The 14816-nt window shown below is 41.8% G+C and carries 15 protein-coding genes, 1 other RNA gene and 1 other annotated feature; of the genes, 10 read left to right on the top strand and 6 right to left on the bottom strand.

Annotated features, from left to right (window positions below):
- Positions 1-74 precede the first annotated feature (74 nt).
- Together JOC95_RS05025 and JOC95_RS05020 are read right to left on the bottom strand one after the other, a co-directional pair.
- Positions 75-941, bottom strand: a complete 867-nt coding sequence (locus JOC95_RS05025) for a DUF3307 domain-containing protein (protein WP_204414065.1) — start codon at positions 939-941, stop codon at positions 75-77.
- Positions 942-955: 14 nt separating this feature from the next.
- Positions 956-1699: a hypothetical protein gene (locus JOC95_RS05020; protein ID WP_204414063.1), complete on the bottom strand. Its 744-nt coding sequence runs from the start codon at positions 1697-1699 to the stop codon at positions 956-958.
- Positions 1700-1890: 191 nt separating this feature from the next.
- Positions 1891-2100 (top strand) — a binding site (T-box leader).
- A 46-nt stretch (positions 2101-2146) separates the two neighbouring features.
- Between JOC95_RS05020 and tyrS the strand changes: the two genes are divergently transcribed.
- Together tyrS and JOC95_RS05010 are read left to right on the top strand one after the other, a co-directional pair.
- Positions 2147-3403 carry a tyrosine--tRNA ligase gene (gene tyrS, locus JOC95_RS05015; RefSeq protein ID WP_204414061.1) on the top strand — a complete coding sequence of 419 codons (1257 nt, stop codon included), beginning with the start codon at positions 2147-2149 and terminating at the stop codon, positions 3401-3403.
- 48 nt (positions 3404-3451) lie between these two features.
- Complete coding sequence (locus JOC95_RS05010; protein ID WP_204414058.1) at positions 3452-4087, top strand: NUDIX hydrolase; 636 nt, start codon at positions 3452-3454, stop codon at positions 4085-4087.
- 107 nt (positions 4088-4194) lie between these two features.
- Here the strand turns inward: JOC95_RS05010 and cydS are convergent, their stop codons facing one another.
- The 3 genes from cydS to JOC95_RS05000 are packed head-to-tail and all read right to left on the bottom strand — an operon-like array spanning position 4195 to position 6673.
- The gene (gene cydS, locus JOC95_RS21680) at positions 4195-4296 is read right to left on the bottom strand and encodes a cytochrome bd oxidase small subunit CydS family protein (RefSeq protein ID WP_419096224.1); all 102 of its coding nucleotides are present in this window, start codon (positions 4294-4296) and stop codon (positions 4195-4197) included.
- Positions 4297-4308: 12 nt separating this feature from the next.
- Positions 4309-5322 carry a cytochrome d ubiquinol oxidase subunit II gene (locus JOC95_RS05005; RefSeq protein ID WP_204414056.1) on the bottom strand — a complete coding sequence of 338 codons (1014 nt, stop codon included), beginning with the start codon at positions 5320-5322 and terminating at the stop codon, positions 4309-4311.
- A gap of 13 nt (positions 5323-5335) precedes the next feature.
- On the bottom strand, positions 5336-6673 hold the full coding sequence (locus JOC95_RS05000; protein ID WP_204414048.1) for a cytochrome ubiquinol oxidase subunit I: 1338 nt from the start codon (positions 6671-6673) through the stop codon (positions 5336-5338).
- Between the two features lie 337 nt (positions 6674-7010).
- On the opposite strand from JOC95_RS05000, the gene JOC95_RS04995 reads away from it, so the two are divergent.
- From JOC95_RS04995 to ssrS, 8 genes are all read left to right on the top strand, one after another.
- Positions 7011-8177, top strand: coding sequence for a tetratricopeptide repeat protein (locus JOC95_RS04995; protein ID WP_204414046.1), 1167 nt, complete (start codon positions 7011-7013; stop codon positions 8175-8177).
- Positions 8178-8286: 109 nt separating this feature from the next.
- Positions 8287-8772, top strand: coding sequence for a zinc metalloprotease (locus tag JOC95_RS04990; RefSeq protein WP_204414043.1), 486 nt, complete (start codon positions 8287-8289; stop codon positions 8770-8772).
- A gap of 79 nt (positions 8773-8851) precedes the next feature.
- A complete protein-coding gene (locus JOC95_RS04985; RefSeq protein ID WP_204414041.1) occupies positions 8852-9460 on the top strand; it encodes a hypothetical protein in 609 nt (202 codons plus the stop codon).
- Positions 9461-9601: 141 nt separating this feature from the next.
- Positions 9602-10738, top strand: coding sequence for a sensor histidine kinase (locus JOC95_RS04980; RefSeq protein ID WP_204414688.1), 1137 nt, complete (start codon positions 9602-9604; stop codon positions 10736-10738).
- Entirely contained in the window at positions 10735-11334 is a 600-nt protein-coding gene (locus tag JOC95_RS04975; RefSeq protein ID WP_204414039.1) for a response regulator transcription factor, read from the top strand. Before JOC95_RS04980 ends, JOC95_RS04975 begins: the two co-directional genes overlap by 4 nt.
- Before the next feature lie 114 nt (positions 11335-11448).
- On the top strand, positions 11449-12693 hold the full coding sequence (locus JOC95_RS04970) for a DEAD/DEAH box helicase (RefSeq protein WP_204414037.1): 1245 nt from the start codon (positions 11449-11451) through the stop codon (positions 12691-12693).
- A 19-nt stretch (positions 12694-12712) separates the two neighbouring features.
- The gene (locus tag JOC95_RS04965; RefSeq protein WP_204414035.1) at positions 12713-13006 is read left to right on the top strand and encodes a DUF6509 family protein; all 294 of its coding nucleotides are present in this window, start codon (positions 12713-12715) and stop codon (positions 13004-13006) included.
- A 70-nt stretch (positions 13007-13076) separates the two neighbouring features.
- Positions 13077-13265: non-coding RNA, 6S RNA (ssrS, locus tag JOC95_RS04960), on the top strand.
- Positions 13266-13324: 59 nt separating this feature from the next.
- On the opposite strand, the gene JOC95_RS04955 is transcribed toward ssrS, so the two are convergent.
- Positions 13325-14737, bottom strand: a complete 1413-nt coding sequence (locus JOC95_RS04955) for an amidase (RefSeq protein ID WP_204414034.1) — start codon at positions 14735-14737, stop codon at positions 13325-13327.
- Positions 14738-14816 lie beyond the last annotated feature (79 nt).

The following is a 14816-nucleotide window of genomic DNA, read 5'->3' as shown; positions in this document are numbered from 1 at the left end:
GGGAATGGACTTCTTTGTTTTGCTTCATTAAACCCCAAATACTACCAGTTGTTTAAAAAAGAAAATATGCAACTCTACGAAAATACCACCTTTAGTATAATCCCAAATACTATGGCAAAAAGAAAGGAAGACAACGTTCCGAGTAGGAAGTACTCCGCCCAGTCCCGATCATCCAACTGCTTGAAACGGGTCAAGGATTTGGCGGCAACAATAAACCCGACAGCCGGGAACGAGCCCATGAGGATGAGTGCCACTACAAGAAGGCGCTCGAGATAGCCTATCACTTTCCCACGGGATAGGTCCTGATGCTTCATCACCATGTATGTATACTCTTCAGACAGGCTCTTTTGACTGGTTGCTGTAATTTCTACATCACGAAGTGTATATTTTCCCTCGAATAGAGAGAGGTGCCTGGTCAAGGAACCGAGTAGAATCTTTATGAAGTGACCCGTCACCGACGTTGTCAAAATAAACATGATCATGATAAAAATGGTGCTTCCAATCAATGATTTTTCAGCAATCACCCCATCTTTCATATGCAGGGAAACGAGTACCGTTTCTAACAGATCAGAAAGGTTGACGTCTAGAAAAAAATAGCAAACTGCTAATATAGTAAAAAGATGAAACACTTGGTCTGCTACAAAAAGGGCAAGATTCCAACCATTTTTATGCTTTAGGTGAAACACTTTCTTCTGCGCATAAATTTTGGCCAGGTCAATCACTGCATGGAAAATGACGATGATGACGGTCGGTAAGAGTACAGTGATGCTGAAATATGAAAAACCCAGCAAATAATACAGCATGCACAGTGTCATGGCGGTGACCAGTGTGTGATGGAATAGATGAAGCTTCAGGAATTTCATTTTTTCGTTGACCATCTTTTCCGTCTGAAGGTAGAAATCTGCGATGAGGTGTGCAAGTATAAGGCTAAGAACAATCATGGTCCCGCTCCTAACTAATTCGTAATGATTTTCAGGTTCTGCTTCAAATGGTTCTTTATTGTGTTTTCCAGCTCATTCATGATATTACTCGGATAGGTCCCGGATTGGGTCTCTTCCTGATGGTTTAAGGTACGTTGTAAGGTGTTGAATGTTTTAAGTATTATCTCACAATTTCCTTTCTTGTAGTGACTTGAGATGGTAGAAGGGGACTTTCCTAATAGGTTAGCGATCATTTTCTGCTCATCCAATACGGAAAATAGTCCTGAAATGAGTCGCTGCAGTTTCGTTTGCTCATTGATCAGTTTCCCTTGATATTCAAGCAGCAAGTTGCTCATCTCAACTGAGGGAATGGACATCGCATCGGAATCAGGGAAAAAAATGATAGGTGTCCGATTGGACGACTGCTTGATTCTTTCATTCGCCAGTCTGGCATGTTTCATCAAAGGGTGATTCCACTTATCAATGTCAATATCGGAAATATCTTCTTCCACATTACCAAATGACATGCCAAAATAGGGTGGCTGATCTGAAAACCTCCATATTTGATTAATATAGAACGCAATGGTATATGCTGTGGCATAATGGTCGAAAATACAGACAATCTCATCACCGAGACGGTGTTTGATGTGGACATTCGGCAATCCCTTTGTCCAATGTTTAATATATGCTTCCACGGTTTCCAAATAGGAGGAAACCTCTTTCCAATTCCTGCTCGAATCTGTCACATCCATCATAAATACCGATACGGGTTTTTTCATAGGCTTTTCTCCTTCATCTAAATGTGCTCGTGGAAATAGTTTATGCACTTTCATGCTTTTAATTCGACTATTTAATCAAATTATACACTAATTCGATAGATTAATCGAATTAAAGATAAATAGATGATATAATCATAATTTTCTTGTTGTATTAATTTGGAATATCCTTTAAAATAAATAAAAATTATACAATATAAGTCTAGATGGGAATCCAGTAGCCTATTATCTCCCTGTTTAAGAGAACTGATGGTTGGTGAAAATCAGTACAAAGATAAAGGTGAATTACCTCCCTGAACTTCTTTTGTGAACAAAAAGTAGCAAAAGACGGCCGAACCGTTATTCGTTTGAGTGGAAGAGAGATCTTCAACAAAGGGTGGTACCGCGTAAACCACGTCCCTTTCTTAGGGGCGTGGTTTTTTTATTTTATTCAATTGGAGGTATAGGAAAATGGGGAATATGTCAGATAGCCTTTCAAAAGATCAACGAGCAGAAATGGAAAGACAATACAACATATATCAAGATGGGGTTTCAGAGATCATTCCAGCCTTTGAAATGAAGGAGAAAATCGCAAAGTCATTACTGACAGGGCGTCCGCTGAAGGTCAAACTGGGTCTGGATCCTTCCGCTCCTGATGTACATTTGGGGCACACAGTGGTATTGAACAAGCTGAAGCAGTTTCAGGAGAATGGACATATCATCCAGTTGATCATAGGCGATTTCACAGGGAAAATTGGCGATCCGACAGGCAAATCTACAGCAAGGAAGCAGCTGACCAACGAGGAAGTGAAACACAATGCACAAACGTACTATGAACAATTCAGCAAGGTCCTGGATATGGAAAAGGTAGAGCTCTTCTATAATTCAGCATGGCTCTCAAAACTGCGGTTGGAAGACACCATTAATCTTTCAGCAAGCATAACTGTTGCACGACTATTGGAGAGAAATGACTTCTCGGAAAGATTGGCATCAGGCAAGCCGATTTCCCTTCATGAGTTTTTCTACCCTCTTATGCAAGGCTATGATTCCGTTGAACTTGAAAGTGATGTGGAGCTTGGCGGGACAGATCAGCATTTCAATGTGCTGATGGGCAGACACCTACAGGAGCATTACAATAAAGAGAAGCAGGTGGTGATCATGCTGCCTTTATTGGAGGGTCTGGATGGCGTGGAGAAAATGTCCAAATCCAAAAACAATTACATCGGTGTTGATGAAGACCCGAGGGAGATGTTCGGGAAAATCATGAGCATTCCCGACGAACTAACCTTGAAGTACTTCAACCTGATAACAGATTTATCCCATATTGAAAAAAATGATATTGCAATGAGATTGGAAAGTGGCGACTTACATCCGAGGGATGCAAAGATGCTCCTAGGAAAAGTAATTGTCCGCATGTACCATGATGAAGCTGCCGCACAGCTTGCTGAAGAGCACTTTAAGACTGTTTTTCAACGCGGCGCCATACCGCAAGATATTCCCGAGGTCATATGGGAAGGAAGTCACTCCATCCACGTAATCGACCTGCTGGTCCAATTAGGACTGCAAAGCTCTAAAAGTGAGGCTCGCCGCATGATTCAAAATGGCGGAATAAGAATCAACAGCGAAAAGGTGATGGACGTAGATCTCCTCGTTCATTTGCCGAAGGAACTTATCTTACAGGTAGGGAAGCGGAAATTCTTGAAATTATTGAATCCGAAAGCCAATTAGGAAAAGCTTGTACGCATATTGAAAAATACAACAATGGAGGCAAGGTAGATGGAGTCGGAAAAGCTGAGGATATTTGATGAGAAGGGTAAGTTTGTAGGTGTGGAGACCAGAAGAGAGGTACACAAAAAAGGCTATTGGCATGAGACGTTCCATTTTTGGCTTGTCGAAAGGGTAGAGGGAGTGGAATACATCTACTTTCAGCTTAGGAGCGAACATAAAAAGGACTATCCAGATTTACTTGATATTACAGCTGCTGGGCATATTTTGGCTACGGAGACAGTTGAGGATGGAATAAGGGAAGTAAAAGAAGAGATAGGGATTGATGTGAGTATGGAGGAGCTTCACTCACTAGGAGTGATTCCTTACACCAACGTTCATCACGATCTGATAGACCGTGAATTGGCACATGTATTTTTACTCGTCAGAAAGTATGATATGGAAGATTTCCTTCTCCAGCCTGAAGAAGTATCCGGAATGGCAAGAATCAAACTCGATGATATGATCCTCATGTGGGAAGGTAAGTTGGAACAGGTAGAGGCAACTGGCTTTAAAATGGATTCTGACGGGGAAAGGGCTGAATGGAATGAGCCTTTGAAAAAAGAACATTTCGTACAACATGAGGACCACTTCTACTTAAAGACATTTGCAAGGATAAAGAAGGCATTAGAGGAGAGTTCAGATTAATAAAAATGACGACAAAATAGGCATCCATAATGTCTTTTTGCGAGAGAATCCAATAGAAGTTTTTACTCCAAAGAAAAAAGCGCAGATAACCTGCGCTTTTTTCAATACTATTTATATTTTTCCTTGCCCACCGCTCCCCAAACAAACAACACACCAATCGCCACGACCAGGATAAGAGGGGGGGCGACCATGATTAAGAAATTCTCCATATTAGGACCTCCTTACTTTTTACCTTGCACATATTGATTATCAAACAGAAACAGTCGCAATAACAGATAAAGCGAAGGAATCAATAAGCATAAACCGCCGATGAATGCAGTGATCAACGCAATAGCCATCGACTCATTTGTAAATCCGTCATAGATTGTCAGATATGGATACAGAAGATATGGCATATGGGATGCCCCGTACCCGAAGAAAGCTGTTGCAAACTGAAGCATGACGAAAATAAAGGCAAGCCCGAGACGCTGTTTCTTCCACATCAAGTACACCGCTCCAAGGAAGAAGAGGAAGGAGAGGCTGAACATCCAGGAAAGATTCAGCATCCTCTCAAAATGAGCCGGGTTGTGATCGCTGAGTGCGAAAAATACGAGTACACTGGCCAGTATGGTGGGAAGGCTCCAGTTAAGCGCATATTTGCGCAGCACTTCAAATGCCTTTACGTCTTTGGCTGTCCTAGCATAGAACGCCAAGAAATAAGCTGAAATATATAGCACACTGACAAGCGCCAAAATGACAACCGTCCAGGAATAGAAGCTAGAGAACAAAGCTCCATAATCTAGACTCACCACATCACCAGCAAGGCTGATGAATCCACCCTCTGAGATGGTCAGTACAACAGAAAGCGATGCTGGTATCAACAGACCGGTCGCTCCATAAAGGAGCTGATAGAACTTGCTGCCCTTAGCACCATAGTGATGAAAGGCATAATAGCTCCCACGGATTGCCAACAGGATGATCGCTATACTACCCGGGATCAACAAGGTTGTTCCGTAATAATAGGCTGTTGAAGGGAAGAACCCTACAATTCCGATGAAGAAGAAAACAAGAAACACATTGGTTACCTCCCAAACAGGAGAGAGATAACGGACAATCACTTTATCTATGAGATGGTCCTTCTTTGTGATTGTAGAATAGTAGCTGAAAAACCCGGCACCAAAATCAATCGAAGCAACAATTAAATATCCATATAGGAATGTCCATAAAACGGTGATACCTACAACCTCATAACTCATAGTTTCCCCTCCATCACTCCATGCCTTTGTCTTGCAATTCTTTTTCGACTGGATTGTTTTTAAACATTCTTCTTAATACCGTTAAACACGTGGTACATAGTACAGCATAAAGGATGATGAACAGCACCAGCATGAGATCGACATGCTCGGATGTTGTAGCGCCTTCTGACACTGTCATATATCCGACAAGCAGCCACGGCTGCCTTCCAAGCTCCGCGAAGAACCAACCCATCTCAATGGCAAGTAATGCTAATGGTGAACCTGCTACAATTGCCCAAAGAAGCGGTCTATTCCACTCATTCCACTTTTTCACACGGGCAATGACCACATAAAGGATGGAGACAAGGGCCAGGAACATCCCGATTCCTACCATCAGGTCAAAGAAATAATGTACCACCAAAGGAGGTAGCTCTTCTTCAGGGAATTCCTCGAGCCCGATAACCTCGGAACCAGGATCACCATGCGCAAGAATACTTAATGCATAAGGGATTTCAAGTGCATATTTTACTTTGTTATCCTCTGTCAGATATCCGCCTAGAATAAGAGGTGCCTCAGTCGATGTTTCAAAATGCCATTCGGCCGCAGCCAGTTTTTCAGGCTGATATTCTGCCAGATATTTACCCGACAGATCTCCGATGACAGCAGTCGAGATGGCGAATACAGCTGCAGCTGTCATTGTAAGATTCAACGCTTTTTTATGGTAAACATGGTTTCTTCCACGGAGAATCGCAATGGCGGCAATACCAGCAAGGACAAAAGCAGTCGTCAAATAAGCAGAAGATAGCACGTGTGCCACTTTGGTAGGCGTGGCCGGGTTGAACATTGCGCCGAGTGGACTGATATTCGTGAGTACTCCATTCTCGATTTCGAATCCACTTGGTGAGTTCATAAAGCTGTTCACAGTGGAGATAAAGAAGCCGGAAGCCATTGCACCAATAGCAACAGGTATCAACAGGATAAAATGATAGATTTTCTTTTTAAATCGATCCCAGGTATATAGATAGATACCTAGAAAAATAGCTTCAAAGAAGAACGCAAATGTCTCCATGAACAAAGGGAGGCTAATAACATGTCCTGCAAGCTGCATCAAATTCGGCCATAGAAGGCTTAATTGCAAACCGATGGCAGTACCTGTCACAACACCGACAGCAACGGTGATGACAAAGCCGCGGGCCCATCTGCGTGCAAGAAGACGATAATGTTCATCATTACGTTTGATGCCCATCCATTCTGCAAGAGCAATCATAAGCGGGACGCCCACCCCGACAGTCGCGAAAATAACGTGGACCGCAAGCGTCAGGCCAGTTAATATTCTACTGTATAGAACCGGATCATAATCTACACCAAACATAATTTCACTCCTCTGATCACTGATAGAACCATCAATAATTGATTTCTTGACACTAGTATACAATACTTTGCTCAATACTTCACAATATAATGTTTATGTTCTTGTATGCTTTTTAGTATATTCCCTTTTCAGGATGAACAAAACCGGGTAGAGCGTACTCTTTATGACAACTTTATGGCAGGCCAGCGACGAATTTGTGACTATGGCATACTGGAAATAAAAGATGGTACTAATGTCCTTGAAATTTCATCTCAAAGGAAATTTTTATAGAAAAATGTATATAATTGTAGAATTTGATGGTAAAATATTCTTATAATTCAAACAAAGGGTGTTGGCATTGAGAAACGGAGAAATGATTAAATATTACCGGAACAAAAATGGCATCTCACAGGAAAATTTATCTCAAGAGATCTTTTCCGCTTCGCACCTATCGGATATAGTGGACAAGCTTTTAAGCTGCTACGAAAGTACTGTCAGGCAGGACCCGAAAGAGTCATGGAAAAAACTTAGTTATATTAATGAAGAGTACAATATCGGATGTCAAAGCATGCACCCCGAAACATTGTTGCTTTATTTATGTGTTAAACTGAAATACTCCCTATTAATCTGTGACAAGAAGGTTTTTGACGGCCTTTATAATCAAATAGTGATCCTTCCCAAAAGCCAAAATACCATCATTGAATATATCAGAAAGAAAACTGTCGGCATCTACTATTACAGAATAAATGATAATCTACAATCCATATACACTTTAAGACAGGCGTTGGAATTGCATAAACAACTTGCACTCCCCGAAGAAGATAAAGCAGAGTTATTTTATCAGATCGCGTTGACAAGCCAAAAAACATCTGATTATTTTGAAGCGATTACCTATGCGGAAAAAGCGCTTACCATTTATCGATCCCTCTACTTTAACAGAAGATCTGCAGAGTGCCACGTCATTTTGGGTTTGAGCTATCATAAAGTGCATCAACTTGAAAAGGCTGAAGAAAACTACCACTTTGCAAAAAAGATCGGAGTAGATTTGAAGGATGTCTATCTCGAATCCATGGCCCTGCATAATCTCGGTTGCATGCAATCATTCCTGGGGAACTCAGAAGATGCCATCTATTATTTTTTGGAATCCCTTAAACTTAAAAAAGAGGAAGACAGAAGCTTGTATTCCATCAATACTTTGGTTAAGGAATACTACAAGCTAAAACAGAATGAATTTGCGCTAGGTTGGGCGGAGGAAGGCCTGATTTTGGCACAAAGAAATAATATAGAGGAATATATTATACATTTCAACGTTCACATCCAAATGATCAATAAAAATCCGGAAATCGAAAAATATATATCAGATTATGTAATCCATTATTTCACAAAAGCAGGGGATAAAGATAATGTAGCAAAATATGCCGAGATTTTGGCAGAGTATTATACAGCGTCAGAAAGATACGAATCAGCCTGTAAATATTATGAGATAAGCTTAAAAGTCCGGAAGAATAAGACGACCCTCATATAAGTTCTTTACCCAAAACACACCTTGCAGGAAGAGGTGTGTTTCTTTATTTCCTTTTAAGGGAAAGAGACTTCTATTTACTTCAAAAGAAGCAGGTTTAGGAGTGGTGCTGATGTTCGGATTTAATGATCTATGGAAGTTCTTTGTCTCTTTCTTCCTTGTGCTGCCTATGGTTACCATCTTGCATGAATTAGGACACTTTTTCTTTGCAAAATTATTTGGCGGAAAAGTGATTGTACATATTGGTACGGGAAACGTACTGTTTAAAATTGGTTCACTCAGAATTAGAAAGCTTTACTTTTATGATGGTTGGTGTGAATATATCACTGTCAGTAAAAGAGCGGGGAAAATCGAAAAAGCCTTGGTATATTTAGGGGGATCCCTGTTTAACTTGGTATCCATCCTGATTTTGAATGGATTGATCATGGAAGGGATGCTCGAGCCCAATATCCTGATCTATCAGTTTACCTATTTTTCTTTTTACTTTGTCTTTTTCTCGTTGTTTCCCATCGATCACCTGAATGGATGTCCAAGCGATGGGATGGCTGCATTGAAAGTCCTCACTAACAAGAAGTTCGATAAAAACCCGTCAAACTAAAAAAGATGTGGCACCACTGTTCTTGTGCTTCCTTTTTGGCCATACTCTAGAATAAATGAATGGTGGAGGAGAAGGAAATATGAGGATGATTGCACTATTGATCATAGTGGCTGCGGGCATAAGTTCTATCGGCTGCTCCATAAAAGATATGAAAGGAGTGGAAGCCCCTGAACCTGTCGCGGAAAAGGAAATGACTGCAGAGGATACTGCTTTTGCTGCTGTAAAGCTGATAAAAGAAAAAGACTTTTCCGCCTTGAAAGGCCTGATACATCCAACCAAAGGGGTCCGTTTCACCCCGTATGGCTATGTCGATGTCAATAGAAACCTCGTATTTACAGCAAGTGAGATAGGGGATCTTAAAGAGAATCAGAAAGTCTATCTATGGGGGGAATATGACGGAACAGGCGATCCGATTCAGTTGTCCTTCCATGACTATTATAAAAAGTTTATCTATGACGCTGACTTTTTACTTGCAGAGGAAATATCCATAAATAAAAGGATAGGTCAGGGAAATAGCATAGATAATAGCAAAGAAGTATATCCAGACTCCACTGTAGTTGAATTTCATTTTCCAGGATTCGAGGAAAAGTATGAGGGAATGGACTGGAAGAGCCTCAGGGTGGTATTGGAGAAATTGGATAATAACTGGTATGTCGTGGGTATCATTCATGACCAATGGACAATTTGATAGGCAATGTTTTAGAATGTACTTCAAATAAGTACATTCTTTTTATTGCGGCAAAACACTGTTTTTACATTACTTTCCTTTTAAGTATGGTAAAATAGCAGAAAGACAAAACTTTCACTCGGGAAAAAAGAGGTTTTAATGATGCAAAAAAGGTATTTGATTTTTCAAAAAGGATCGGGAATCAATCCGTATATCTGGAGTGTTTTCAGTATCCTGCCATTTTATTTCATTTTTCAATCCTCCTCTACAATGGAGGTTATCATCGGGATCGTCCTGACTATCTTATTTTTTATTTCTTACCGTTTTGCATTTTTATCAAAAAAATGGCCGGTCTACCTATGGACTTGCATATTGATTGCCATTTCCATTACCATGACCATTGTTTTTCATTTCATTTATTTCGCCTTTTATATCGCTTACTATAATGGGAAAATTAAAAATCGAATAGCCTTCATCACGCTCTATATCATTCATCTTGTTGCAACAACGGTAGCTATCAATATCAATTTGGCTTTAAGGGATGATCTATTCCTGACACAATTGCCGTTTATCGTCATCATCTGGATCAGCGTCATCCTATTACCCTTCAACCTCTTCAACAAAGGTAAACAAGACATACTGGAAGCACAATTGGACGTTGCAAACAAACGAATTTCCGAATTGGTCAAGCAGGAGGAGAGACAGAGGATTGCAAGGGACCTGCACGATACACTGGGACAAAAGCTTTCCCTTATAGGACTTAAAAGTGATTTGGCACGGAAGCTTATTAATAAAAATCCCGAGCAGGCAAAAAATGAACTGAAGGATGTCCAACAGACTGCAAGGACAGCTTTGAATGAGGTCAGGAAAATGGTCTCCCAGATGCGGGGAATCAGACTGAAGGAAGAAATGGTTAGGGTGAGACAGATTTTGGATGCTGCGGAGATTTCGTGCACCATCGATCATGACCTCCCATTGAAAAACAGCTCGCTGTTTCTTGAAAATATTTTAAGCATGTGTCTAAAAGAATCTGTTACAAATGTAGTAAAACACAGTAAGGCAACTGAATGTCTGATTAAGATAGAGCAAAAAGGGAAGGAATTGCGATTAACAATCACCGATAATGGGATCGGCATGATAGAGGAGCAGGATCTTTTGAAAGGCAGCGGCATAGCTGGCATGAAGGAAAGACTTGAATTCGTGAACGGTACGCTAGAGATTGAAGCAGGAGAAGGGACTACCGTCATTATCAAAGTTCCGAATGTCGTGATGCAAAGAGATAAGGGGGAGTATGTATGATTCGTATTGTAATAGCCGAGGATCAAAGGATGATGCTTGGAGCTTTAGGTTCATTACTTGATTTGGAGGATGATATGGAAGTGGTCGGCATGGCTGGAAACGGCGAGGAGGCCATTGCCCTTTACAATCAATACAAACCCGATATTTGCATGATGGATATTGAAATGCCCTTAAAGACGGGGTTGGATGCAGCAGAAGAATTGAAGGGGACGGATTGCAAGGTCATTATATTAACTACATTTGCCCGCACCGGCTATTTTCAGCGTGCATTAAAGGCTGGTGTGAAAGGTTATCTGTTGAAGGATAGTCCTAGCGAAGAGCTTGCAAGCTCAATCCGGAGCATCATGGAAGGGAAACGAGTCTATGCCCCGGAATTGATGGACGATGTATACAGCGAGGAAAACCCTTTGACTGAAAGGGAAAAGGCTGTTCTGGAGCTTGTGGCAGACGGTAAAAACACTCAGGAAATAGCGGAAGAGCTCAGCCTGAAAAGCGGCACTGTCAGGAATTATATTTCTACCATTCTCGATAAACTCGAAGTAAAAAACAGAATCGAAGCCATCACCCAATCAAAGGAAAAGGGATGGTTCAAATAATATCATTATCAAGAAACGGACTCCACCGGGACCGTTTTTTATTTTTTGTTAAACTTGGTTATGTTATAGTTAGAAAGCAAAATAGCAACTTAATAGAAGAGAGACGTGATCTACATGCCTGACTTTTTACAATTGGGAATAAAAAAAGAAGTGAACCATACATTGAAATCCCTGGGACTTGTCACACCAACACCGATACAGGAAAAAACGATACCAGCCGTGTTGGACGGAAATGATATCATTGCACAAGCGCAGACCGGTACTGGTAAGACGTTGGCATTTGTCCTGCCGATCCTGGAGAAGATTGATGTTAATAACCCTGACACACAGGCTTTAATTTTAACTCCTACCCGAGAGCTTGCCCAACAGATAACAAAAGAAATAAAGAAGATGATGGAAAACATAGATGGCATAAGCGTGCTTGCGATATTTGGGGGGCAGGACGTCGAGCATCAGCTTAAGAAGCTGAAAGGTGCACAGCATATCATCGTCGCAACGCCCGGCAGACTCTTGGATCATGTCAGACGCGGGACGATCGATCTTTCCACATTGACCATGCTTGTAATAGATGAAGCGGATCAGATGCTGTTGATGGGCTTTCTGCCTGATGTGGATACCATTATTCATGAAACATTCCCATCCCGACAGACCCTATTATTTTCAGCAACCATTCCTAAGGAGATTCATGCACTTGCCGGCAAGTATATGAAGTCACCTGAACATATTGAAATCAAAGAAAAACAGGTCACCGTCCATAAAATAAAGCAGTATGCCGTTGAAACCACCGACCGACGCAAGGAAGGTACGTTGCTGCATTTGATAGAGGAACACCAGCCTTATTTGGCAATCATTTTCTGCCGTACAAAAGCAAGGGTGGAAAAATTAAATGCCACACTGAAGGAAAAAGGTTTTCTCTCGGATGAACTGCATGGGGATATCCCTCAGTCCAAACGCCAGCGTGCAATGAAAAACTTCCGTGATGCCAAGCTTCAATATCTTGTTGCAACAGATGTAGCTGCAAGGGGGCTTGATGTGGAAGGTGTAACGCATGTATATAACTACGATGTCCCAGAAGATGTAGAGACGTATATACATAGAACCGGGAGAACAGGCAGGGCAAGCGGGGATGGCGCAGCATATACATTGTTCGCTCCAAGGGATGTTGATCATCTCCTAAGTATCGAAAAGGGTATAAAGCAAACCTTGGAACGGGTCGTCATCAAAGGAATAAGCATTCCCGATCGTGAAGATTACGAGAAAGAACGGGAAATGAACATCAAAAAAGCCAGAAGGACCGCAGAGAAGAAAAAGGAATTTTCGGCAAGCCAAAAACAAGACTTCAATAGAAGAAAAAGATAGTATTGAAAGGATGTCAAAAATGAATATTACAGGACATGAAGCAGAAAAACTGAAGGACCCAACAGGTATTTTGACTGGTGAACGATATGAATTCCTTATCGATATCGACATTCCCGAAGATGATGAGATGCATATGGAGAATGGTGTCTTTATTAAAGCAATTGTCGCAGTGGATGATAAAGGTACAAGGATTGTCCAATATCACCTTTACGAAGACACTACCAATAAGTTACTTGATTTTGAATTGGAAGAGGAAGAATTGGAAATGGTGAAGGCGTATTGTATCAAGCTGTTGGAGCAGGAAGTCATTTAAGGTCATTTTAGAATGATTCTGACAAATAGTAGATGGTTGCATTTCGAACTATTCTCCTGTACTATAGTAAAACAAGCTGCGATGCACGTAACCATAACAAAGTTTTAACCTTTATACTTAACTAGGGAGTTTTATATAGAAGCAGGAATGTCATGCCTCCTTGGATAGAGGACGACAGGAATGTTTTTGCGAACACCCACTTTCAGGAGTGGTGGTTTAAAACTTTCTTATACTAAGTTACGGCAGTTGTGGCTTGTACTTACATAATCAATTAAAACAACCCAGCTTCCTATCAGGAGGCTGGGTTTTCTCATGTCTTCACGGCGTTTTTGTAAAGGGAGGGAGTTTACCGGCCCATGGGCGTGCCTCTTCAAGCTGACCAGCCAGGCGGAATAGGGTGGCTTCGTCGCCATAGGGGGCAAAAAATTGAACACCGATTGGCAGATTCTCCTCATTCCAATAGAGCGGTACGTTCATGGCCGGGATTCCGGTCGCATTAGCCAGAGGTGTATAAGGCACCCATCCATTCGCAAGTCTTGAATATTCCTCAAGATCTCCCTTGTATACCAGTTCGCCTATTTTTACAGGCGGTTTGGATAGGGTAGGGGTAAGAAGGAGATCATAGTCGATGAAGAATCGCGCCATCGTCCCTGCCAATTGCTGCATATAAGACATGGCAGTCAGGGTTTCCACCCCGGTATACCTTGCTCCAGCCTGACCTATTTCCCATGTAAGTCGTTCAAAGTGCTCCTCGCTAGCCACTTTTCCGACAAGTGCAGGGAGAGAAGTAATCCCGAGCGTGACCATCTGATACCATAATACTGTGAAGGCATCAGTAAACTTTTCCACGTTGATTGCAAGACTCACCTCTTCCAGATGATGTCCTAAATCCTCACACAATTTTGCGGCATCCACTACTGCATCCCTGCAATCCGGATGAATCGGTTTGCCATCGAAAGTGGTGGATAGGAACCCTATTTTCAACTTGCCTGGCGGTGTCGCTACTTCGTTGATAAAGGACCTGTTTGGTGAAGGTGCAATATATGGATCCCCAAGGCCCGGACCATGTGTAGCATCCAATAATGCGGCACTATCACGGACACTCCTTGAAACACAATGACTGACACCCAAACCGAGGGTATCTGGGTTTCTTGGGTTTCTCCCCCTGCTTATTTTCATTCCGAATATCCCACAGCAGGAGGCAGGTATCCTGATGGAGCCACCGCCATCCGAAGCATGGGCCATGGGAACAATCCCGGATGCCACCGCAGCAGCAGCTCCACCGCTCGATCCACCAGCTGTATAGGAAAGATTCCATGGATTTCGTGTTGGCCCATAAAGCTCCGGTTCGGTAATTGGCTGGATCCCAAGCTCACATGTATTCGTCTTTCCAATGGTAATCAAACCGGACCTGCGTATCCGCGATGACAATACTGAATCTGTCGGACATAAGAAGTCTTGCAAAAATCTCGACCCACCTGTATATGGTGCCCCGGCAAAAAACTCCAAATCTTTCATCAGAAACGGAACACCGGCAAAGGGATAGGACAAGTCCACCTGTTCCACCAAACTTCTTGCTTCATCAAACATCTCGGCTATGACGGCATTGATATGGGGATTCACCTTCCGACTCCTGTCAATGGCCGATTCAACCAACTCAATTGGTGATAGCTGTTTCTTTTTTACCAGTTCACTAAGGCCGACTGCATCCATTCCCGTATATTCTTTCATATGTACACCTCATTTCAATTGAAAGCCTATTAATAGATTAGCACAATATGGTAAGATAGGAAGGTCCTTTTTCGACAGC

This window comes from Sutcliffiella tianshenii (assembly GCF_016908565.1).
GTDB classification, from domain to species: domain Bacteria; phylum Bacillota; class Bacilli; order Bacillales; family Bacillaceae_I; genus Sutcliffiella_A; species Sutcliffiella_A tianshenii.
The sequence above is the reverse complement of the archived record's forward strand: the minus strand, read 5'-3'. Positions and strand labels throughout refer to the sequence as shown.

Bases quoted from the DNA above. Each gene is read 5' to 3' on its own strand.
- JOC95_RS05010 (WP_204414058.1), top strand. From the start codon at position 3,452: ATGGAGTCGGAAAAGCTGAGGATATTTGATGAGAAGGGTAAGTTTGTA.
- JOC95_RS05000 (WP_204414048.1), bottom strand. From the start codon at position 6,673: ATGTTTGGTGTAGATTATGATCCGGTTCTATACAGTAGAATATTAACT.
- JOC95_RS04970 (WP_204414037.1), top strand. From the start codon at position 11,449: ATGCCTGACTTTTTACAATTGGGAATAAAAAAAGAAGTGAACCATACA.
- JOC95_RS04990 (WP_204414043.1), top strand. From the start codon at position 8,287: ATGTTCGGATTTAATGATCTATGGAAGTTCTTTGTCTCTTTCTTCCTT.
- JOC95_RS04975 (WP_204414039.1), top strand. From the start codon at position 10,735: ATGATTCGTATTGTAATAGCCGAGGATCAAAGGATGATGCTTGGAGCT.
- JOC95_RS05005 (WP_204414056.1), bottom strand. From the start codon at position 5,322: ATGAGTTATGAGGTTGTAGGTATCACCGTTTTATGGACATTCCTATAT.
- cydS (WP_419096224.1), bottom strand. From the start codon at position 4,296: ATGGAGAATTTCTTAATCATGGTCGCCCCCCCTCTTATCCTGGTCGTG.
- JOC95_RS04985 (WP_204414041.1), top strand. From the start codon at position 8,852: ATGAGGATGATTGCACTATTGATCATAGTGGCTGCGGGCATAAGTTCT.
- tyrS (WP_204414061.1), top strand. From the start codon at position 2,147: ATGGGGAATATGTCAGATAGCCTTTCAAAAGATCAACGAGCAGAAATG.
- JOC95_RS04955 (WP_204414034.1), bottom strand. From the start codon at position 14,737: ATGAAAGAATATACGGGAATGGATGCAGTCGGCCTTAGTGAACTGGTA.
- JOC95_RS04965 (WP_204414035.1), top strand. From the start codon at position 12,713: ATGAATATTACAGGACATGAAGCAGAAAAACTGAAGGACCCAACAGGT.
- JOC95_RS04980 (WP_204414688.1), top strand. From the start codon at position 9,602: ATGCAAAAAAGGTATTTGATTTTTCAAAAAGGATCGGGAATCAATCCG.
- JOC95_RS05025 (WP_204414065.1), bottom strand. From the start codon at position 941: ATGATTGTTCTTAGCCTTATACTTGCACACCTCATCGCAGATTTCTAC.
- JOC95_RS05020 (WP_204414063.1), bottom strand. From the start codon at position 1,699: ATGAAAAAACCCGTATCGGTATTTATGATGGATGTGACAGATTCGAGC.